This is a genomic window from Leuconostoc mesenteroides subsp. mesenteroides (assembly GCA_009676745.1).
In the GTDB taxonomy this organism is placed as follows: domain Bacteria; phylum Bacillota; class Bacilli; order Lactobacillales; family Lactobacillaceae; genus Leuconostoc; species Leuconostoc koreense.
In genome coordinates this window covers 1,127,475-1,149,850 of sequence record CP046062.1, presented here as the reverse complement: position 1 = coordinate 1,149,850, position 22,376 = coordinate 1,127,475, and the positions used below count along the sequence as shown (strand labels likewise).

Sequence of the window (22,376 nt, the reverse complement as noted above, 5' to 3'; positions counted from 1 at the left end):
CTCAGGGTGCTTTGACTTTTCATACATACATTTATCTAGTATGCTGATTTTTTTCTAAAAATAAACAACTCTATTTTGCTGATTCGGTTTCACGTGAGTAATTAGAAACATCAGATAAAATCAAATATTGGAATTCATCGTATGACATAGTAACTGTCTTTGTATCACCATACTTACGAACCGTAACCGTATTACTATCTACCTCTGAATCACCTAGCACCAACGTATACGGAATTTTGTTCGTTTGCGCTTCACGAATAAGGTAGCCCATTTTTGCATCTTTCGTTTCAACATTGGCACGCAATCCAGCATCTTGTAGCTTCTGTTGTACAGCATTTGCATAATTACCATGAGCACCTAAATTAACAGGAATGATTTGTACTTGTAAAGGTGACAACCACGTTGGGAAAGCACCCTTGTACATTTCAATCAAGTAAGCTGTGAAACGTTCCATCGTACCGACAATTCCACGATGTAACATCACTGGGCGATGATTATCCAGACCATCACGCCCGATATATTTCAAATCAAATCGTTCTGGCAATAAGAAATCTAATTGAATAGTTGACAATGTTTCTTCATTCCCTAAAGCCGTCTTTGTTTGAACGTCTAATTTAGGACCATAGAAGGCAGCTTCACCTTCGGCCTCGAAATAATCAAGACCAAGATCATCCATTGCTGTTTTCAATTGCTTTTGTGACTTTTCCCACATATCATCGTCATCAAAGTACTTTTCTGTGTTTTTGGGATCACGATAAGACAAACGGAAACGATAATCTTTAATATTAAAGTCACGATAGACGCCCATCATCATTGTTAGAATAGACTTAAATTCTTCTTCTAACTTTTCTGGTTCAACGAATGTATGCCCATCGTTTAATGTCATCTCACGAACACGAGATAATCCTGTCAAAGCACCCGATTTTTCATAACGATGCATCATTCCCAATTCAGCAATACGCATTGGTAATTCACGATATGAACGTGGCTTATGGTTAAAGACCATGATATGTGATGGACAATTCATTGGACGTAATTCCAAAAATTCGCCATCCCCCATATCCATCGGTGGGAACATATCTTCACGGTAATGATCCCAGTGACCAGATGTCTTATATAAGTTCAAATTAGACAATACTGGTGTGTAAACGTGCTGGTAACCATTTGATAGTTCTTTATCTGTTATATATCTTTCAACTTGGCGGCGAATTGTTGCGCCATTTGGCAACCAAACTGGTAAGCCTGAGCCGACTTCTTGGCTAGTAAAGAATAAATCAAGGTCACGTCCAATAACACGGTGATCACGTTCCTTAGCTTCTTCACGACGAGCAAGTTCGGCTTCAACGTCAGCTGCTTTCCAAAAGGCTGTTCCATATACTCGTTGCATCATTGGATTACTTGAATTTCCACGCCAGTATGCGCCAGCCACTGAAGTAAGCTTGAAATGCTTAATCCAACCCGTCGATGGTACCAGACCACCCTTATCAAGCTCGACATGATCTCCTTGAACTGCAATTGTAATTTTTTCATCAACTGGTAAATCATTTACTAACTCAATTTTATATGGGTCATCAGCAAACATTTCTAATGCTTCATCACGTGTGATTTCGCGAGAAAGAATGGGTAGATCCTCTTTCACAATTTTGTGCATCATCGCTTCGATTTCAGAGAAATCTTCGATTGATACTTGATTGCCAGCACCATTATCTGTGTCGTAATAGAAACCATTTTCAATAAAAGGACCAACGCCAAAATGAATATTAGCAAATTTTGGAATTCGCTTTAACGCTTGTGCTAATAAATGAGATGCTGAATGACGAAGTAGATCTAATGCTTCATTATCAGATGTAGTGATTAGTTGAAAATCGCCACTTTCAGTAATAACATCGTTCATACCAACATACGAACCATTTATTTTTCCTGACACTGACTTTTTTGCCAATGACTTTGAAATACTTTCAGCAACCCCAATTGGCTTAATTCCTTCATCAAATTTTTTAATAGCGCCATCTGGGAATGTAAGACTGATTTCTGCCATGCTATTTTCCTTTCAAATTCCATTGTAGTATTTTACATTAATAAAACAAAAACGTCCCTTTAGATCTAATAAGGATCTAAAGGGACGTTTTACCGTGGTACCACCCAAGTTTAAAACAGGAAAAAACCTATTTTTCTCAAATGATATATAACGGTATCACCCGGGTAACTTTTCATTTAAAACTAATAAATCACCACTCAAAGGTAGTCTCTTATGTATGCACTGCTCATTTTCACCAAACATGAACTCTCTTTAAATGCATGACAATCGAGTTGTCCTTATCAATGTTTCTGAGAATCATCATAACACTTTTTTTGCTGTGTTGCAATTATTTTTTTAAATCTGTTAATACAACTTTTAACGCTTCTAATGCCTCGGAATCATGATCTAAAATACCATTATCAAAAACATTTTGTAATGCAGCAATTTGATTTTTTGTAAGTGCCATTTTTATTATTCTCCTATCTACTTAATCATTTAATTATACTCAAAAAAATATAATTAAACTACTTAGTTTGCAATTAATGCTAACTTTCTATTCCTGAGCTACCATCTGAAATATTGACGTGCCTTGGCCGTGATCCATCCGCTGGCCCAATATAGCCACCTGATTCTAAATCATCAATTAATCGAGCGGCTCGATTATAACCAATCCTGAAACGGCGTTGCAACAATGAAGTTGAAGCTTTCTGTTGTTCAATAACAAATTGCAAAGCCTCTTGGAACAACTCATCATCGCTATTTCCATCACTATTTTCCGAATTATCTTGAGCAATTTCTTCATCTGTAACAGTCATTGCATCTGAGTACTGGACCTCTTGTTGCGACTTAACAAATTCAACAATGTTAGTCACATCAGTGTTACTAATAAATGCACCCTGAACACGTTGCGTCGCTTTACCAGGCGGTGCAAAAATCATATCCCCTTTTCCGAGCAGTTTTTCAGCACCATTACTATCCAGGATAGTGCGTGAATCAATTCCAGAAGCTGTTCTAAAAGCAATTCTACCAGGAATATTACTTTTTATAGTACCGTTAATCACTTTAACGTCTGGTCGTTGTGTGGCCAAAATCATGTGAATACCAGCTGCACGAGCTTTAGCACCAAGGCGCGCGATAGAAACTTCAATTTCATTACCTACTGTACTCATTAAGTCAGCAAACTCATCTACAATGGCGACAATATATGGCATCGGTTGCATAACTGGCTGATCTGTTTCCTTGGCTTCAGCGTTCTGCTTTTCAACCGCCGCATTATATTCACCAATGTTACGTTTTCCAAATTGAGCTAAAAGCTTGTAACGATTTTCCATTTCATCAACAACTTTTTGTAAAGACTTCGCTGCTTTGCGTGGTTCCGAAACAACTGGTGTTAGCAAGTGTGGGATACCATTATAAATCGACAACTCAACAACTTTGGGATCAACCATCATTAATTTAACTTCATTAGGCTTTGCACGCAAAAGAATAGAAACGATAATGCCATTAAGCCCCACTGATTTTCCAGATCCAGTGGATCCAGCAATCAGCAAATGAGGCATAGCAGATAAGTCTGCCATGATAATATTTCCTGTTACATCTCGACCAAGTGGCACATTGAGCGGATTATCATCAAATGGCGCATTCTCAATCATATCCCGGAACCCGACAGTTGCCTGAGTATCATTGGGAACTTCTATACCGACATAGGGTTTACCAGGAATCGGTGCTTCAATTCGTATTGATTTTGCAGCCAATGCCAATGCCAAATCATCCGATAAGTTAGCAATTCGATTTACCTTTACCCCTTGCCCCGGTTTCAATTCATATTGTGTTACCGTGGGTCCTAATGAAACACTGGTCACTTCTGCCTCAACCCCAAAACTTTGCAGTGTATCATGAACAAGACGTGACTTTTCAGTCAAACCTTTAAACTCTTTTGTTTGGTCTGTCGGCGCTAATTGTGTCAATAGGTCAGCTGTTGGTAACTGATAATCTGGATTTTCTTTTGCCAACATATCTGTAGAAATTTTCCCATCACTAACAGAAGGCTTTTCAATCTGTTTTTTGGATAACTTTTTTGTTGGTTGAGGCACTATAGGGCCATTCCATTTAATTTCAGGTTCATTGAAATTCTCTTGAACACTAGATGTATTGATGTCTTTTTCTACTTTAGGAATAACATCCGTTGATAAGCTATCATCTCCGTTCACACCTAATGGATCATCTCCATAATCAGTGATATCCTTTTTGTGTCTATCACGTTTAAAAATCGATTGTCGAATTGGCTTTTCGTTAGCGCGTTTTTCCTGAATATGGGTAACCCCTTCATGAGCTTTTTCAACACCTTGCTGAACAATGTCACGAGCTGGAATACGGAAAAAGATTGCAATACCACTGAATAATAAGATTATTGTTACGATCCACGTACCGATGCTAGACATTAACATAAAGAGTAAATGATACAAAGCTGCACCAATTATTCCACCGCCAACTGGCGTGTTTGCTGATTGATTAACAAGATCTTGACCAATTAACCGTGCCACTTCGCCAACATATCCATTCGCATTTTTTAGCGTGTATTCAAAAAATAACAATGATGAGATTATCTCAACAGCAATGAACATCATAAAAGCGCCAATCCAAAAATGAGTTGCTATTTTAGGTGTCTTTCGAGTAATGAAATAGTATCCCAAAAATAGTGTTGTAGGTATTAAAATCACAAGATACATATTTCCAAAGAAAAAGCGGAAAATATCGGCGATAAACACACCTAATATACCAAGCTTAAATACACCTAATATACCTAATACAATACCACCCAAAAAACATAGATTTTGAACTAAAGGGTTCTTTTTTTTACTATTTTTACCACGTGTTGTACGTCGTCTTTGTGTAGTCTTTCTTGTCGCCAAAGTTCCACCTCTTAGTCAGTTCATTCTAACACTTAATTTTATCATTTTTAAAACCCGAACAAACGTTCACGTTAAATTCTTAAGCTTCGCTTAACTCTATTTCGAAAATTTAATTTTTAAACACAAAAAAACGCAACTAGCGTTGCGCTTTTTAGTAGCTCGTGAGAGAATCGAACTCTCGATTCCGCCGTGAAAGGGCAGCGTCTTAGCCACTTGACCAACGAGCCATGGTCAATAGTTGTTCGTTGTAACGAAACAACTATATTAGTTTATCAGGGAATTTTATATCTGTCAACCTTTTATTTCAATTTATCTTGCTCATATGTGTGAGTTGTTTCTAAATTTGAGAAAGATTGTTGGCGTAATGCTTCATAAAGTACAATTGCAACTGTATTCGATAAATTCAGCGAACGAACGTGTGAATCATCTTGTGGGATACGAATAGCCTTTTCAGGATTTTGACGCATAAATACTTCCGGTAATCCTGTAGTTTCTTTTCCAAATAAGAAATAATTATCAGTATCATTTTGTGCGTAATTGGGTTGTGTATAGTCTTGATTAGCAAATTTAGACACTAAATATAAGTTATCTGTTTCTGTTAAACTATCTAGAAAATCAGGTAAGCTTGGATGTTTCACTAGCTGTACATGATCCCAATAATCTAATCCAGCACGTTTAACGTGTTTGTCATCAAGTTCAAAACCTAGCGGTTCAATTAAATGTAAAACTGCATCGGTCCCAGCAGTCGTACGAGCAATATTTCCCGTATTAGCAGGCATTAAAGGTTCAAATAAAACAATATGATTCGTCATTTTTCAGCTACTTCCTCTACTTCAAATAAATCTGAATTGGCACGCCACCAATCATAGATATGCGTAACAAATACCTTTGCTACAGCGTATGATGGTACCGCCAATACAATACCTAATACACCAAAAATATGTCCACTACTCAATAACACAACAATAACAGTAACAGGGTGAATTGATAACGCCTCCCCAAGGATTTTTGGTGAAATAACATGTGCTTCGATTGGTTGTTCAATAGCTAGCACAATAATAGCTAATATCAGCATCTTTGGACCACCAGCAATCAAGGCAACGGTGAAGACCGGTACTTGTGCAATAATTGATCCAACATACGGGATTAAGTTAAAGAACCCTGCCATCAGTGCTAATAAAATACCGTACGGTAAACCAATAACCGTATACCCTATCGAAAACATAATCATTACAGCGAGTGCAACACCAAGTTGCCCGCGAATATATTGAGCGATTTGCTTACTAATTTCTGTTAATAAATAACGCACTGATAATTGTGAGTTATTTGGAAACTTACTAGAAACAAATGATGAAAATTTGTGTCCATCTAACAGCATATAATAAAGAATAAACGGCGTTGAAACAATGGTCACACCAATTGATGTAAGAAGTGAGGCAAATGAACTAATACCCGCAAATCCACTCGTCAAATATTTCTTGCTCCAATCTAATACGTTTTGATTAAGATCAGAACTTGTATGATTCAAATAATCTCTAATAAACTTAAATTGTTCACTAGCAAAAGTTTCATTAATAAAAGTTTCGGTGGTTTTCCAGTAATTTGGCCAGTTATCGATAAATTGAATGACTTGATTGCGCAATACCATGACAATAGCAGCAATGGCCACCCCAATAATAGCTAATAGTACAATCAAAACTACACCAATCGATAAGTTTCTTGGTAAATGCACATATTTTTCCAAAAGACTGACGATTGGACTCAGCAAATAATAAAGCACACCGCTAATCATTATAGGTGCACCAACAGCCGTAAATAGTGCACGAATTGGCTCAAACAAAAAACGTACCTGCCAAGCCAAAAAAATGATTAACAAAACTAATAAAATGACAATCAGACCATTTAACAAGTCGTTGCCAGAAAACCAACGACTATACCATGACTGTTGCTCTGGTTTTTTCATAAAAATGCCCCTTCTCATGCTATACAATTGTAATTATTTTACCATAGAATTGCCAATGGCTGTTACTTTGCAATATTTTTACGATGATGTGATAATTAATTCAGGTTAAAATTATATTTGTGTAAATGCTTACATACAAGTATAATTAAAACAGACAATCAAAGGAGCTACTATATAATGGCAGTCTATAAAATTCTATTTGGTACGTACACAAAGCGTGTGTCAAAAGGCATATATGAAGCTGAGCTTGATACAGAGAAAAAATTATTACAAAACTCAACATTTGTTGGCGGTTTGACAAATCCAACTTATCTGGCAATGTCAAAAGCTAGTAAAATCTATGCGGTTGAGAACCGTGATGGTCAAGGTGGTGTTGTTACATTTGACAATTCTGTTCGCCCTCTTGCTGAAATTGATGCACAATTAAGTGAAGGATCTGCACCAGCATATATTGGTGTTGATGAAGATCGTCAACTCGTTTATGCAGGTTATTATCACCGTGGAACTGTTGAAGTTTACCAAATCAAGGATGATGGTAATTTGAGTTTAACTGACACTTGGCAAAATGAAGGCTCAGGTCCTCGTCCTGAACAAGGATCTTCACATATTCATTTTAGCAATTTAACTCCCGACAACCGTTTAGTTGCAGTTGATTTAGGTACGGATGAAGTGATTACCTTTGACGTATCAGATAATGGTAAATTATCTGAAGCTTCACGTTTCAATGCAGAGGATGGTTTTGGCCCTCGTCACATTCGCTTCTCACCAGATGGTCAGTATGCTTACCTTCTCGGTGAATTATCAAGTCTACTCAGTGTTTTGAAATACAATAGTGACGATGGTTCTTTTGAACACGTACAGACAGCACCAACTATACCATCAGATTGGACAGCACATAACGGGGCTGCTGCAATCCGAATTAGTAAAGATGGTCGCTTCATATATGTTTCAAATCGTGGTCATAACTCAGTAGCAGTCTTCAAAACCACTAATCTTGGATCTGAAATCGAACGGATTCAATTAATTAGTACCGAAGGTAAGTTCCCAAGAGACATGAATTGGGATGAATCAGAACAATTCTTAGTGGTTGCTAATCAAGATACCGACAACGTATCATTATACGCTCGTGACAACGAGTCCGGCGAATTATCACTGCTTCAAAAAGACTTCACAGTTCCAGAAGGTGTTCGCGTATTATTTGAATAATGAAAAAGGATACATCATTAATAGATGTATCCTTTTTTATTTACATTAAATTAACTTATCGTGAACTACGATTCATACGTTTTTCGGCGTAGCCCAATGAACGACTGATTCCAAATGTCAAAACGAAGTAAATCAACGATGCAATTACTAATGGGAAAAATGGTTTGAAACTAGCGCCTTGAACGACACCAGTTTGGAACATTAATTCACCAACACCAATAACAGAGACAACCGAACCTTCTTTGATAATTGTCACGAATTCATTTCCTAGAGCAGGTAAAATATTTTTCACCGCTTGTGGTAGTATGACAAATCGCATTGTCTTACTTTTTGACAATCCAAGTGAGCGCGATGCCTCAGTTTGCCCAAAGTCAACAGAATTGATTCCTGAACGAATAATTTCAGCAACATAAGCAGCTGAATTAAGTCCCATTGCCAGAGCACCAGCAGCAAAAGCTGATAAATTCAAACCAATGACTTGCGTACCGAAAAATACCATAAACGCTTGTACTAGCAACGGTGTACCACGAACATACTCAACATAAACATTACCAATAATTCTTAAAATGGCGTTGGGAGATAACTTGAATAATGCAAAGACTGTTCCAAGAACGATACCCAAAACTACTGCTACTGCAGCTAAGGCCAGTGTCAACAATGTTCCCTTAACAAACAAATTACCGTATTTAGCCCAGAAACTTTGATCCGCAAACATTAATTTATTAGCTTTCTTTTGATAATTTTCTAATTCACCTGACTTAATGATATTGTCAAGTGACTTGTTGATTTTGGATTTCAAAACTGGAGAGTCTTTAGGCATTGCGATTGAAACTGCCCCTTCTCCAGAAGAAGGCTTTGGATAAATAATTTTAAAGGCTTTATTTTGTTGTGTATAGGCTTTAGATATTGGTTCATTCAGAACAATTCCAGCTATTTTGCCAGTAGATAATTGTGCAACCAAATCAGGAACTTTTTGCAGACTGACTACTGTTGATCCACTCATATGTTCTTGAGCATAAGTTTCTTGAGTCGTTTGTTTTTGTGCACCAATTTTCTTACCAGAAAAAGAATTCAGATTGCCACTATATTTAGAAGCATCTTTCTTCAAAACCATTACAGTCTGTAAAGGCTTCATATATGGATTTGAGAAATCGACCACTTTTTCTCGTTCTGGCGTAGAGTTGATACCTGAAACAATGACATCAATTTTACCCGTTTGCAAAGCACCGATTAAACCATCAAATCCCATTTCTTTAATAACAGGTTTAACACCAAGATCCTTAGCGATTTTTTTAGCCATCTCAACATCAAAACCAACAATTTGATCACGTCCGTCGACCGTAGCGTGGAATTCAAATGGTGCATAATCTGCTGACAGACCAATTACTAATGTCCCTTTTTTCTTTATTTTAGCCAGGGCTGGATCTGTAGTCGCAGCATCAGCGTGAGTTGGTAAAACTGCTAACAATGGCAGTAACATTGTAATCGTCATTATCACGATTGATATTTTTTTTATTATACTATTCATTTATTTTCTCCTCATGTGAAACAACATTACTAATTTTACCTTGATTTGAATTTTTATACAATAAAAAAACGTAGATATCCAAAATATATTGAATAATTAAATTTTTTATACAAAAAAACTCGCCGAAGCGAGTCCACCTGTTGCAAGTATCTATAGGCCATGTTTTGTTCCAGTGTAATGCAGGTAACATTACACCTTCGGTAATCATCTATCTAAGTTCGCTAAAACGAACCATACCGACCATCGCTTCATTTCACTAGGCCAGCCGCCCCTACCAAAAGTTTGGGTTGCCCGTTTGTGGGGTTTACCTCGTCTCAAATACTAGCTTTCACTAGCATATACGTTTCTATGGCACCTTCGAGCCTATTCGGACATAGCCTAAGCCTTAGCCTTTTCGACTGCCGTAACATCACTGTTCCTGGGTTTATTTTTTATCCCAGCACAAACACTACGCTCATCTCAGAGTGTACGAGCATGGACCTTCCTCACGTTAGAAATATAACGCGCAATTACCCGATACTTGCAAAAATTATTATCTTTTTATTTATTCAGCACTACTGTGATCGCGTCCAAACACTACGCGTTCCAAATTAGCAACACGCTTAATCAAATCTAAGTTAGTTACTGCCGCTTGCTGTGCGACTGCTACTTGTCTTTGATCCTCAACCGGCTGAGATTGAGAAACAGTTTGAACTGGTTGTTGCGGTGCAACACTTTGTTGCTGTTTAACAGCAACTAGTTGATCTTGTGCATCTTTCAAAGCAACTTGTAAACGAGCCACTTCACTTTTTAGTTGATCAACACGGCTACCAAATGCACCGTAATCTTTAATAATATCATCTAGAAAGCTGTCAACATCAGCAGGGTCATAACCGACCCCCATACGTTTCTGCTTAAAGACGCGTTCCAAAATGTCTTTTTGCGTGTATTTTACTTGTTCCACAAGCCATACCTCGATTATTTTTTTACTTAATCTATGTTACCAATAATTCTAATAAATTACAAGGTGTTTTTAATACTAATAATCATAATGGCTTTCATTTATTTTTTCTTCAAGTTCCGATGCATACTCTTGTAACTGATACATGTCCACTTGAACAAGCGGATATGGTGTTTGTGTTTGATAATTTGTTACAACTTGGAAATCAAACAATGTCTTGCCTTCAAATTCCGTATCATAAAAGAACAATGCACTATCTGTGTGTGCCAACATAAACTTCTGGTAATTTTTGAGTTGAATTGGTGATTGAAAGGGTTTAGTCGATACGCTTTCAGAAAAGTCACTTTGTGCAATCAATTTCTGCAATTTAACTTGATTATCTTCACGCCATTGACTGCCAAACTGTTTAAAAGGCAACATCACAGCCAATTTAAGCTGCGGGTATTCTTTCTTCATATCAGCAACGACTTCAATTGTCCATTGCTCGATGCCTAATTGGGCCCCAGTGATAACCCATTCCAATCCATTATCAATCTGTTCTTTTAGCGTTTGATGTAATGCATACTTGATAACTTTAATTTTAGGATCTTTGTCACCAAAGGTTCCTAGCTCATAGCTTCGATAACCCGTTACCCAAAGTCGCATGGTATCCTCCTCTATAAGAAAAGGTCTTGCCATTAAAGCAAGACCAGTACAATATAAGTTAATTGTTGCCAGTTGTAGACCCAGTCGAAGCAGAGTTTGCACTGATTCCTGCTTCAGATGGGGTTTCCCCAGATTGCGCAATAGAGTTTACACTCGGCAGCCCACCATTGCTCCAAGAAGCATCTTTAACTTCATATTCAACAATGTTCCCCTTCACTTTAGCGTTAACCGTATCTGGTACAGTCCAATCGACATTGGACTTGTTTTGCATAGCATACGCCATCACTTTGGCATAATACTGCGCCGGTAAATCTTGTTCTGTCCATGGAATATAATTTTTACTAGGAACATCAAATCCAGTCCATACAGAGAGCGCGTATGATTTTGTATATCCGGTAAACCACGCATCTGATATCGCTTTATCAGGCATTCCAGCATCATCTGCATAAGCCACTAACCCAGATTTACCAGCTTGATATAACCCAGGAATTTCAGCATCTGCTGCGGTTGCATTAGGCTTGATAACCCCCTTCATCATGTCCGTTAACATAAAGGCTGTACTACTCTTCATCGCACGTGTGCCATTTGACGTGTAGTTATGGGTTGTGCCATCTGCGGTGACAATTTTAGAAATATAAGTTGGCTTATAATAAACACCACCATTAGCAACAGCACCAAAAGCTGCTGCCTCTTGTTCGGTTGAAAGATCGATTCCAATCGCCATTGACCCACCCGGTGTTGAGTTTGTCATAATACCTAACCCATTAACAAACTTTTCGGCATTCGAACCACCAACCTCTTCTAAGGTCTTAATTGCAGGAACATTTCGCGACTGTGTTAATGCTGTACGCATGGTAATGTTTCCCATGTATTTTTTATCCCAGTTGTAAACATTTATATTGGTGCCATTATATTTGTATTTCTTATCTTCAACTGTTCGGTAAGTTGGCCAGTTAAGGTACTCAATTGCTGGTCCGTAATCTAGTAATGGCTTAATCGACGAACCAGATGAACGGTTTTGGCTAGTTGCTCGGTTAAGCGCCTGCAAAGTATTCACATTACGTCCACCAATTTGGGCTATAACGTGTCCATTATTTGGATCTGTCATTGTCGCACCGATTTGTAATTCATCACTAGTGAAAGCAACAGAACCATCATTAGCATTATCATAAAGTGATTGTTGCAAATTAGAATCCATATTAGTATAGATTTTCAAACCAGCTTTTGTTGTATCATAACCGAGTTTTTTAGCTTCCGCTATTACTGATGAAGCGTAACCATCAGTAATTTGACGAGTGCTGTTAGCCGCCTCTGTTTTAGCATTTAAATCTTGTAAACCATCGTTGACAGGTACTTTCATGGCTTCTGTTGCTTGATTTGATGTAATCGCACCATAGGTAACCATAGCTTTCAAAACTGTGTCACGACGTTCCTTTGCAGCCGTGGCGTCCTCTAAATAAGGATCATAGTAAGTTGGTGATTGTGGCATACCAGCAAGCAAGGCTAATTGCGGCAAGGAAAGATCAGTTAACGCTTTACCATAAAAGTATTCTGAAGCTGTTTTCATTCCGTAAACGCCGTGGCCCATGTAAACTTTGTTCATGTAAAAAGTCAAAATTTGATTTTTATTAAAATTCTTTTCCACACGTAAAGCTAACCATGCCTCTTGCGCCTTACGTTTAAATGTTTGGTCAGCCGTTGATGTACTAAAGACAGACAGTTTAACTAATTGTTGAGTCAGAGTAGATCCGCCTTGCATCCCTAAAGAGGAACCCTTGATGTTTGAAATTGCAGCTCCGGCAATACGTATTGGGTCTACACCCTGATGTTTGTAAAAACGTCGATCTTCAATAGAAACCACAGCTTGTTTCAATTGTTTGGGTATCTCGTTAGAATTAGCATAATCACGATCCTGAGTAGCCATACTCCAAAAGACGTTTCCCTTAGAATCTAAGAGTTGTGTGGAGTTTTCCGAAGCTAAATCTGACTCTGTAATATTAGGCGCATCATTTGCATAAGTGAAGAATACTGCTGTTCCCGCTAACACAGCAATCAAACCAAGAGTAAATAGCCACAAAAATATGGCTAATATCCAACGACGTTTCTTTTTAGTTTTTCTTGGCTTTCTGGGTCCACTGCCCTTTGGATCATTTGGTTTTGGTGGACGTGGTGGTTCTTGTGCAGGATATTGGTCGTACATTTTGTGATTACGATTTACACGCGACCATTGATTCGCTTTGTCATTTGCCATACTATTGAAAACTCCTAAAATTTAATGTAATGCTTCAAGCATTTTATCCACAGCTGTAAGATAATCCAAACTCGGATTTAAACTTTCAGGCACAACAAAACTCTTATCAACTATTTCTTGATAAGAAATTGATTGTTTGCCATTCAAATGTTGCCACTGTTGTATTAATTCGCTAGCAGGATAGACATAATTCTCATTTAAACTCGTAAATTTGATAATAACAAACCCAACGCCACCTTGGGACAAAATACTTGCTAAATGAGAAATTTGATGTTCATGAAAATTTTTCAAAGGGAATGACGTTTTATTTTTTGTTTCCTTTGCATCAAAGTCAATATACTTTCCTTGATAAACACCATTGTAATCAGTTGTAGAAGCTTGTTTAAAATAAGCTTCTGTAATTTTGGCAGCAGAGCGAACAGGATAGTCAACTTTTACGATAGTTATTGGTGTAGGTTTTTTATGAACTACTGCCAAACGATTAGCAAGGTAATAGTCATTTGCAAGATTAATTTCATCTTCCAGCCCCATACCTCGCTTACCAAATAATACTTTTTTAGTTGTTTTACCGGTACGCAATGTGTTATTTTTTAACGTCTTGAAATGATGAGTACCGACTGGATAATTAATTGTCATCGCAACTCTCAATATTTTCTGTAAAATATATATTTTTTATTTTACCATAAAAAAGAACTTAACCATAATTAGGTTAAGCATTGTAACTGCTCGTGTTATAAATCACTCAAAAACCGTCCAACTAAGGATGTAGTCGGACGGTTTTACTGACTATTTTTTCAACTTTTCAACACCATCTTTGACAGCATCAACTGCATCTTCAGCAGAATCCTTAACGGCTTCGGCAGCATCAGATAATTTATCTTTTGCCTTACCAAAAAGTCCCTGTGCCTTACCTTGTGCTTCACGACTCTTGTCACCGGTAACTTTGCCTTCAACTTCTTTTGCTTTACCAGCAACCTTGTCCTTAGCATTATCAAACTTTTCTTCAACTGACATATAATGTCCTCCTTGAACTTTATTTGATGTTACAAGTCCAGTATAACTCAAATGTAAGCGCTTGTAAATAACGCACAGTAAGTCCCTTTGTATACTTAACACCTGCTCTTTCATCATAGAAAAGCAATTAGTCATTTAATTTATAGTTAATCCTCGTTAATAATCGAATTATATCTTCACGTCACATGCCATTCACTCATTTTTGTGGATGGTCTGTCTATATCAGAATTTATTTTCAAAATCGATTGTGTACGCTCTTTACAGAATTTGATATAATTTTTACTAAGCTTAATAAGGAGTCATCATGACAATTATTTTTCTCTATATTTTTATTTTATTCGTAACACTCTGTTTAATGACTTTTTTATTCGTTGGAATTATAATTCATAGCCGCGGAACAATCATGATCACCTCGTTTGGTATTGCTATTCAAACTATACTGTTTTGCTTTTTTCGTTTCTTTATGTTCACCTAAATTATCTACCAATTCAGACTCAGTAACTGTATAAAAATCCATATTCCGTTGGATTTTTCTCAGCTTATTTGTGATAAAATAGCAATAGCAAAAACATCGGAGAATATGATAGTGCCCTTTTCATTATTACTTATTCTAACCCTGCTATTAACATCATTTTTAATCGCTGGATTGATTCTTCACAATCGTTATATAATCATCACCACTGTTGTTGGCATTGTAGTACAAATTATTGTGCTCATCTATCTGTGCTTCATATTTATTCCATCACTATAAAAATTAATTTTACTAGGCCAAATAATAGCCCGCTTTGTTTACAAAAGCGGGCTATTTGAATAAAAATAATTGCTGTGATAACATGAACGGTAGTAGTTGTATCCGATGTTTTACATTTATTTTTAAGCAATCAAAATTAGGGAGAATGTTTTATGAAAAAAGTATCTGTTTTTGTTTTAATGATTTCACTCATACTTATGTTTGCATCTTTGATTAGTTGGATTATGAGCCAGCCAACTTTTGCTATTATTGCTTCTAACTTAGGATTGCTTATCTTAGCAATTTCATATCTCTGGGAAAACCGCAATAATTTTTTGAAATAAAAAGTCCTTCTGGACGTAATATTAATTAAATCAAGATAGCTAATTTGTCGAAAAAAAATAAACCTCAAAAGAGGTTTATTTTTAATTGAAGTCTATTCCCACTCAATAGGTAAACCATCTATGAAAGCACTGATATATCAGCAAATTAATCATCTATTCACTGCTTTGGTGGGGAGGTTGGTGGGGAATCAAGTTTACCCAAACCAATTATAGATTGATTTCCATGAAACTTTACTAAAGTCTTTTCAGCAGTGTTTACTTTGATATTTCCATTCATTTGCTCTACGATAGCACTGTCAGCACCTACCCACATATGTGCATAGTTTTTTAAAGTAATATCTGGGCCACTGTGCCCAAGACGCTTAGATAAAACTAGAACTGAAACATTAAACTCATTAATGAGGTATGAAGCGTGACTATGACGCAAGCCCTTCCCTTGAATAGAATGCACACCTGCAGCTTTTGCGTATCGTTGGATGACACGAGATAAGGTTGATTTAATCATAGGCAAGCCATCATAAGTGAAAATGAAATTATGGTCTTTACCAAGCCCCACTTGTGTTTGTCTTCTTCGCCATTTTCTAAGAATGTCAATCGTTGTATCATCTAAAGAAATAGTACGTTTTCCACCTGTGGTCTTAGTATAATTTTTACGTGTCCAATTTCTACGGGATTGTAAAAACAGCATGTGATGTACTCGCATAAACTTCTTGTCTAAATCAACGTCGCCCCAGTAAAGTGCCATACCTTCATTAACACGTACGCCTGTCATAAAGTAAACCCATAACATAACGAAATAAAGATTTTCTAAAAAATCACCAACATAAATTTGTTTAATAACTTTCTCAAATTCGTTAGCAGTCCAGTAAGGAACAATAGCTTTTGACTTTGGAATGGCATCAATTCGCTTAGAAACATTATATTCTAAGTATCTCAGAGCAACTGCTTTATCTAAAGTTTTTCGAAACATTCCAAATATCAAACTGGCATACGCTTGCGAATATCCTGCGCCGCCCACATCCCTATCAGTTAATAAGTACGTACGATAATTTTGAACATCTTCAATATTAATATTTCGTAGTTGTTTAGCGCCAAAACGTTCACAAAATTTCATTAACGCCCCTCTACGAACTAAAAATGTGCTTGTTTCAACTTCCGTTCTATATGCAGGAATATATATTTGTTCTAAAAACTCACGATACGTCATTTGATAATTAGCATAGCTGTTAGCTTGGTAATACTCTCTCTTAACCCGTGTTAGTTCTTTGTTTGCAGATATAGCCGTTTTAAATGGGCGCCCTGTTAAATCTTTACGTGACTTCTTTCTCACCCTTCTACCAGTTATTCGGTCAATTCCAAGTTCTGTTTGGTAGAAATACATTCCACTTTTCAAATCTTTAAAGACTCCACTATATTTTGTAGTTTCTTGCATTTTATTCATCATTATTAATCACTCCACTATTTAAATAAAGTTTTGTGCCAATAATTGACTCAACAATTTTTGTCGGGACACGTCCCAGACGTCGATTGTTGTAAAACGGATAACCCTGTTGTACCATAATAGCTTTGGCTTGGCAAATCAAACTACGGGCCGTATGTTCTTTATACCCTAATTGAACCAAGTCTTGTTTACAAATTGTAGATTTCATATTTTTGTTCTCATTTCTTTCATTCGAACAAGAAGCATGAGATAATATATGCGTAGATTAAAACTCTACATCAGGAATAGAGCCATTACTATTTGCTTTAGGAGGCGTAGTAATGGTCTCTTTTTTATTCTTCTGCACTACTTCTTGATTAATTCCAATATCCATAAATAATTCTTGTAATGTTGTTTTTTCCATCTCTTTACGATGAATATTCACCCAACGAATAGCATCATCAGATGGATGATTCCAAAATTGATATGCATGAGCTAAACGCCATATAAGTTCCATACCTGCATTTTTACCCCAAATTTCATCACATTTATACATAGTTGTATACAGACCTGATGTTTTCATAAGATGTCGTATTGATTTGACGAGTTCATTATCACGAGGACTTTCTAAACGCAAACTGCCAAACTGATAGTCTTCAACAGCATTCACTAATGCTACAGTTGGTTCGGCATACATATTATCATCTATACTCACAAAACGATATTTTTCCATCATTTTACTAGCTATAAACGCCTTTAAAGCAGTTTCTTCATAATTTAGTTCTGTGCGAATGCTCTCTGTAATTTGGTGAGCATATTTACCTTTAAACACTGCTTCGAGCCTCACCCAACTACTTACAGACAAAGCTTCTTCATACCTAAAACTAGGTTGTTCCATCTGTTCCAAATGCTTATCGTAAACTCTCAAAAAAAGTCTGGTATTACCTCTCTTTGAACCAACGTAGAACGTTTCAACAACCTTGTTAATTTCATGGGCTGAAATACCTGATGGATTTTTCTTTCCCTCAGCATTTTTAATTATCCACGACCCATCTGTTATGTGGCGATATATATCATCAACTGTGAAATTCCAATTTTGAAAGTCGGCAGTAAAGTCAATTCGACTTAGACGAGAATGAAAATCATCCGTATCAGTCACAGTTAGAAATTGTTTGATGTTCATTGATTTCTGATAATATGATTGATACTGTTCACAATAATATGCCCATGCATATGCTGAAAACTTAACGACAATACCCATTTGAATATTATCTGGGTGGTATGCTATTGCAAAATAGAATGGGTTATTTCCATATTGATAACCCATAGTGTACCCTTGAGGTGTTTTGCTTTCTAATGGTGCTTGCTTCCCAAATATATTTTCCAGATCAGTCATCTGGCTGAATTTTTTAATGCATTTTATTGCGATGTTTGACCACTCAGCCAGCGTTGTAATTTTCGTTTTACTTATAGTTAACACCATTGTGAATTCATCAATTCCGAGTAATAGTATTGGATTCATTATCAACCTCTTTTTTTCATGGAGCGGGGGTTATTACATAACCCCCGCTTGGACTGAAAAGCATCATTAATATCAAAATTAAGATTACTAAATGCACAAATTTTGGGATTGTTAGCAATGCCCGGATAAGTGAACACACCTTCCCCAATACGAAAATTATAGTTTGGAATTTCTACGCCTGTTCCAAAAGCCGTCACGTAAGTTTGTTGTTCAGCATTGCCCAAAACAATCTTCAATGGCAAATTGTCTCGAATCATCGTAGGCAAAGAACTACTATCACTCTTTTGCATCACAATAAAAAGAAAGAAACCTAGTTGACGTCCTTGAAGAACAACTTGAGAGATTAACTTATTTACTTCATCACGATGCTTTTTGTCCATTGTCTGAACTACACTTTGAAAAGCAGCATACTCATCAAATATAAACACATATGGAGGAAATCCAAAATCTATATATGAAGCTTCTAGTTTTGAAGGTAACTTAGCCTTCAACTTAGATTTTCGATATTCCATTTTATTGTTAAACTGACGTAACAAGTTAATAATTTCGTCAACATCTTCCGCAGTACATTTTTGATTTAAAATATCTCCAATAACTGAAAGACTTGACCCTTTTGGATCAGCTAAAAATAGATGATAATTTATCGGCTTATTGAGCATCTGGAGCAAGAATGAATAAACTCCATATGTTTTCCCTGAGCCAGTTTGACCAACTATTAGCGAATGATGTAATGGAACTTGTGTAATTTTATCAATGAATAATTCGGTATTACTGATATGAGAACTGAAAGCATACATATCCGCAACAGAATCAAAAGTTAACCGTCGTTCAAATTGACTATCAAATAACTCAAAGCAATAATAGTTTTCGTTTTTTGTTAAATACGAGTTTTCAACAACAAAACTTTTCAAAGCACTTGACAACTGAACATTATCCAACCGATGTATATAATTTACTCTGTTTTCAATTAACAGTATCGCTCGTTGATAGTTATCTTCGAACAACAAACTAATTTTTGGCAATTTAATTACATCATTCTCAAAAAATTGACGTATAACAAAATAATCAGAGTCAATTAAAGAACGCCTAATAGATAAACAAATTATGTAGTGTCTAAAAGCATATTTGACGCCTTTAAAAAGATGGTTTCGATATCCCCAAAGTACGATTGAAGATAGCAGAATAGTAAAGAATAAACAAATAATACTGTCAAATATGGTCGCTGATATATCAAACGACAAGAACTTGTTTAAAAGGAAAATCCCTGTTACAAGTACTAGTAACAAGGATTCCAACATCAGCAAAAGTTGTCCACGCAAATAACGCGACGTTTTTATTTTACTTCGTTTCACGCTTAATCACCTGTACATTCTTATAACGTAGAATGAGATCAAACCCAATAATGAAGGTTTTTTCAGTAATCATGTCACCCAGGCGAATGATATCACCCTTTTGTGCATCAAGATGTTGAACGCGATTCAATATCGTAACATCAAATGTGTTAAAAACATTATTGTCTCGCTTCATACCAGTATGCTTATCAAATCCATAATCACCAGTATCTTTGACAACTTGGAGAGTCAGTGACACACCAATATCTTGAGGATTTTTCTTGCTCGCATAAGGTCGTTGTGAAACCATAACAAACTGATTGTTTGTTTGGTTCTTAAACTTATTATCGTTGAACGTTGTTTGAGTAAACGCCCATGTATTTTGTAAAGCCATAAAAATATACCTATAACTACTTTATTGTAGTTTCTTTCGTTGCTACCAAGAGTTTAACGACATCGTGGTTTTTGTTTGGTCGTATTTCAATAAATAATTGAATACCTATTTTCGACTGTACATTTGATTCCAATTTCTAACATATAAAAGGGCTATTAAATCATGCAAACAATGAATATACTCTTTTTCTCCAATAACCTTAATAGTTATTGGGCCCAGCGGAATACATATCTGTGGGAACCTTAATTTGATGATTGACCAATGACAGAATACCTCGGATTCCAAAATATCAATGGCATTTAAAATGTCACTTTTTTTAATTTCTATTATGGATAAATTATCTTTACTTATCATTGAGTGCTTATACCTATCTACTTTTGTATCTTTACAAATACAGCTATTCTTATTTTTCATCAGATTCTCCTTCAGTTCGGTTTAATTAGTATTTGTCATAAAGTCATCTCTAACAGTTACCATTGATACTCTGTAATGCATAAAAGCGCCCCATCCAATTGGACGGGGCGCTTCTGTATATCAAAAATCGCACCCGTCACGTTATCATTAGATAGGTGCGATGCGATTATCCGTTATCACGGCTTTTTTGCTAGAGTTGTTGCTTCCTATACCATAATAGTATCATTTGTATCGAATAATGTCAAAAGATATGTTTTATTTCTTTTCAAATTGTACTTTGGTAGTTAGCCACAAATAAATTATTTATTCGATTTAGTATATTCAAAACCTTTAGCTAGCTCAGCAACACCGCTAGCAGATTTAACGGTAAAAGATTTTTTATCATTTGAGAGATTTGCGGTCATTGAATACCCATTAATTTTAATTTCTAATGTTTTATCAGATAATTTATAAGTACCAATATTTGTTTTACGTCCATCGGTGTACTCAGTAACCTTGTTTCCATTAAATTCCAAAGTATCAGTTGATGTAACTAAAAACATATTTGTAGTATGTGAATACTTCCCTTGTAGATGTTTTGGTAGCAATAATATCATACAAATAATAGTACTTACCAAAAAAAATGCAACACCTCCTATTAACACGCGCTTACTGGATAATAACTGCTTCATTTTTAAACTGTTCATATTTTTCCTTCAAATCTATAATAAAACTCACACTGATTGCTATAAATGAACAACTATACATCATTAAGGCTTCAAGATTGCATACGCTTTACCAATGAAATCTTCAACGCTTTGTGAGTCTGGTAATACCATTGATACTTTAGGATAATCAAAAAAATCGGTTAAAATATCAAAATGCCATTCATAAAAATCGATTGTATTTGATTGTGTGGCAGTTTGCGCGCCACCAACTGTTAATCCTGTATTACCGACAACTGTTGCTCCACCAACTGAATTAGACATGCCATTTGTCTGAGCACCCGTATGCAAGCGTTCTCGACTTACGTCTTTAATATTTTGGATATTGTAAACCACTAACAGTTCTTCGTCCACATCAAAATAAATAATCCTCTCACTGCTATAAATTAGGCATATCCTGTTGTGTCTAAACATCTTCCACTGTCCATGCATGAATTTTTTCGCTAATGGTTCTACAAAAATATCCGTATGGGCATACCAAACCTTTTTAAACTGTCTTTGTGATTCATTAAGCTCGGCTGTCAGTTTCTTTCCTAACCTACCATTTTTTCTGAAGATAAAGGCAACAAACAGAAATGGAATTCCAATGATTGCCAGTGAAAGCCAAATTCCTAACACAAGCGATAAAATAGTGATTCGCTTATACAAAAGTTGTGTTTTTTCAATTTTCTCAGTACGTTCACTATAGATACGATCGGCCTTTTCTCCTCTGTCCCAGTGAAAAAAATCAGGTAACCCTGCAAATTCATATAAATTCCATTTACCTGGAATATCAGCTTTTTCCATTTTTCTAATACCTCTTTGCTCGATTAATTCTTTCACCATAATTAGAAGCACAGATACATCATTTTATATGTAAATTACTGTTAATTTTTCCAAACATTTTTATCAAAATTTGAATCATTAAGGGCATCAGTAACGATATATGGATTGATTGTATGTTTTGATGTACCTGCTTACGCAATAATTTATACTACTATTATTGTTACTGGTGTATTGATGGTTATTTATATAATATTTAGTCAATTGTGTATCTAT

Annotated in this window: 20 protein-coding genes, 1 tRNA gene, 1 other RNA gene and 1 other annotated feature; of the genes, 2 read left to right on the top strand and 20 right to left on the bottom strand. The window is 36.1% G+C overall.

Annotated features, from left to right (window positions below; translation table 11 throughout):
- Nucleotides 1–70: 70 nt before the first annotated feature.
- From thrS to GJV51_05785, 5 genes are all read right to left on the bottom strand, one after another.
- Nucleotides 71–2,038 (bottom strand): threonine--tRNA ligase, encoded by a 1,968-nt coding sequence (gene thrS / locus GJV51_05805; GenBank protein ID QGM25510.1) that lies wholly within the window; start codon nt 2,036–2,038, stop codon nt 71–73.
- A gap of 77 nt (nt 2,039–2,115) precedes the next feature.
- Nucleotides 2,116–2,332, bottom strand: a binding site (T-box leader).
- A 233-nt stretch (nt 2,333–2,565) separates the two neighbouring features.
- Nucleotides 2,566–4,932, bottom strand: a complete 2,367-nt coding sequence (locus GJV51_05800) for a cell division protein FtsK (GenBank protein ID QGM25509.1) — start codon at nt 4,930–4,932, stop codon at nt 2,566–2,568.
- A 155-nt stretch (nt 4,933–5,087) separates the two neighbouring features.
- A tRNA-Glu gene (locus tag GJV51_05795) sits at nt 5,088–5,159 on the bottom strand.
- A gap of 72 nt (nt 5,160–5,231) precedes the next feature.
- Nucleotides 5,232–5,744: a tRNA (uridine(34)/cytosine(34)/5-carboxymethylaminomethyluridine(34)-2'-O)-methyltransferase TrmL gene (locus tag GJV51_05790; protein QGM25508.1), complete on the bottom strand. Its 513-nt coding sequence runs from the start codon at nt 5,742–5,744 to the stop codon at nt 5,232–5,234.
- Nucleotides 5,741–6,895: an AI-2E family transporter gene (locus GJV51_05785; GenBank protein QGM25507.1), complete on the bottom strand. Its 1,155-nt coding sequence runs from the start codon at nt 6,893–6,895 to the stop codon at nt 5,741–5,743. The genes GJV51_05790 and GJV51_05785 overlap by 4 nt, the downstream gene beginning before the upstream one ends.
- Nucleotides 6,896–7,072: 177 nt before the next feature.
- On the opposite strand from GJV51_05785, the gene GJV51_05780 reads away from it, so the two are divergent.
- The gene (locus GJV51_05780; GenBank protein QGM25506.1) at nt 7,073–8,101 is read left to right on the top strand and encodes a beta-propeller fold lactonase family protein; all 1,029 of its coding nucleotides are present in this window, start codon (nt 7,073–7,075) and stop codon (nt 8,099–8,101) included.
- Nucleotides 8,102–8,156: 55 nt separating this feature from the next.
- Here the strand turns inward: GJV51_05780 and GJV51_05775 are convergent, their stop codons facing one another.
- The 7 genes from GJV51_05775 to GJV51_05745 form a co-directional block, all read right to left on the bottom strand.
- On the bottom strand, nt 8,157–9,629 hold the full coding sequence (locus tag GJV51_05775; GenBank protein ID QGM25505.1) for an ABC transporter permease subunit: 1,473 nt from the start codon (nt 9,627–9,629) through the stop codon (nt 8,157–8,159).
- Nucleotides 9,630–9,777: 148 nt separating this feature from the next.
- An RNA gene (gene rnpB / locus GJV51_05770) (RNase P RNA component class B) lies at nt 9,778–10,150 on the bottom strand.
- Nucleotides 10,151–10,173: 23 nt separating this feature from the next.
- Entirely contained in the window at nt 10,174–10,572 is a 399-nt protein-coding gene (locus GJV51_05765; GenBank protein QGM25504.1) for a DivIVA domain-containing protein, read from the bottom strand.
- A gap of 75 nt (nt 10,573–10,647) precedes the next feature.
- The gene (locus GJV51_05760) at nt 10,648–11,214 is read right to left on the bottom strand and encodes a DUF1273 family protein (GenBank protein QGM25503.1); all 567 of its coding nucleotides are present in this window, start codon (nt 11,212–11,214) and stop codon (nt 10,648–10,650) included.
- A gap of 58 nt (nt 11,215–11,272) precedes the next feature.
- Complete coding sequence (locus GJV51_05755) at nt 11,273–13,465, bottom strand: carboxypeptidase (GenBank protein QGM25502.1); 2,193 nt, start codon at nt 13,463–13,465, stop codon at nt 11,273–11,275.
- Nucleotides 13,466–13,486: 21 nt separating this feature from the next.
- The gene (gene recU, locus GJV51_05750) at nt 13,487–14,101 is read right to left on the bottom strand and encodes a Holliday junction resolvase RecU (GenBank protein ID QGM25501.1); all 615 of its coding nucleotides are present in this window, start codon (nt 14,099–14,101) and stop codon (nt 13,487–13,489) included.
- A 150-nt stretch (nt 14,102–14,251) separates the two neighbouring features.
- A complete protein-coding gene (locus GJV51_05745; GenBank protein ID QGM25500.1) occupies nt 14,252–14,479 on the bottom strand; it encodes a CsbD family protein in 228 nt (75 codons plus the stop codon).
- A gap of 580 nt (nt 14,480–15,059) precedes the next feature.
- On the opposite strand from GJV51_05745, the gene GJV51_05740 reads away from it, so the two are divergent.
- Nucleotides 15,060–15,230 carry a hypothetical protein gene (locus tag GJV51_05740; GenBank protein QGM25499.1) on the top strand — a complete coding sequence of 57 codons (171 nt, stop codon included), beginning with the start codon at nt 15,060–15,062 and terminating at the stop codon, nt 15,228–15,230.
- 480 nt (nt 15,231–15,710) lie between these two features.
- On the opposite strand, the gene GJV51_05735 is transcribed toward GJV51_05740, so the two are convergent.
- The 8 genes from GJV51_05735 to GJV51_05700 all read right to left on the bottom strand — a co-directional run bounded on the left by GJV51_05735 (nt 15,711) and on the right by GJV51_05700 (nt 22,124).
- The gene (locus GJV51_05735) at nt 15,711–16,994 is read right to left on the bottom strand and encodes a tyrosine-type recombinase/integrase (GenBank protein ID QGM26108.1); all 1,284 of its coding nucleotides are present in this window, start codon (nt 16,992–16,994) and stop codon (nt 15,711–15,713) included.
- Nucleotides 16,987–17,202, bottom strand: coding sequence for a DUF3173 domain-containing protein (locus tag GJV51_05730; GenBank protein ID QGM25498.1), 216 nt, complete (start codon nt 17,200–17,202; stop codon nt 16,987–16,989). Before GJV51_05730 ends, GJV51_05735 begins: the two co-directional genes overlap by 8 nt.
- A gap of 57 nt (nt 17,203–17,259) precedes the next feature.
- Nucleotides 17,260–18,495, bottom strand: coding sequence for a hypothetical protein (locus tag GJV51_05725; protein QGM25497.1), 1,236 nt, complete (start codon nt 18,493–18,495; stop codon nt 17,260–17,262).
- 2 nt (nt 18,496–18,497) lie between these two features.
- Complete coding sequence (locus tag GJV51_05720; GenBank protein ID QGM25496.1) at nt 18,498–19,847, bottom strand: cell division protein FtsK; 1,350 nt, start codon at nt 19,845–19,847, stop codon at nt 18,498–18,500.
- Nucleotides 19,834–20,220 carry a hypothetical protein gene (locus GJV51_05715; GenBank protein ID QGM25495.1) on the bottom strand — a complete coding sequence of 129 codons (387 nt, stop codon included), beginning with the start codon at nt 20,218–20,220 and terminating at the stop codon, nt 19,834–19,836. Before GJV51_05715 ends, GJV51_05720 begins: the two co-directional genes overlap by 14 nt.
- Before the next feature lie 105 nt (nt 20,221–20,325).
- On the bottom strand, nt 20,326–20,634 hold the full coding sequence (locus GJV51_05710; GenBank protein ID QGM25494.1) for a hypothetical protein: 309 nt from the start codon (nt 20,632–20,634) through the stop codon (nt 20,326–20,328).
- Between the two features lie 299 nt (nt 20,635–20,933).
- Nucleotides 20,934–21,320, bottom strand: coding sequence for a hypothetical protein (locus tag GJV51_05705; GenBank protein QGM25493.1), 387 nt, complete (start codon nt 21,318–21,320; stop codon nt 20,934–20,936).
- Between the two features lie 63 nt (nt 21,321–21,383).
- Nucleotides 21,384–22,124, bottom strand: a complete 741-nt coding sequence (locus GJV51_05700) for a hypothetical protein (protein QGM25492.1) — start codon at nt 22,122–22,124, stop codon at nt 21,384–21,386.
- Nucleotides 22,125–22,376 lie beyond the last annotated feature (252 nt).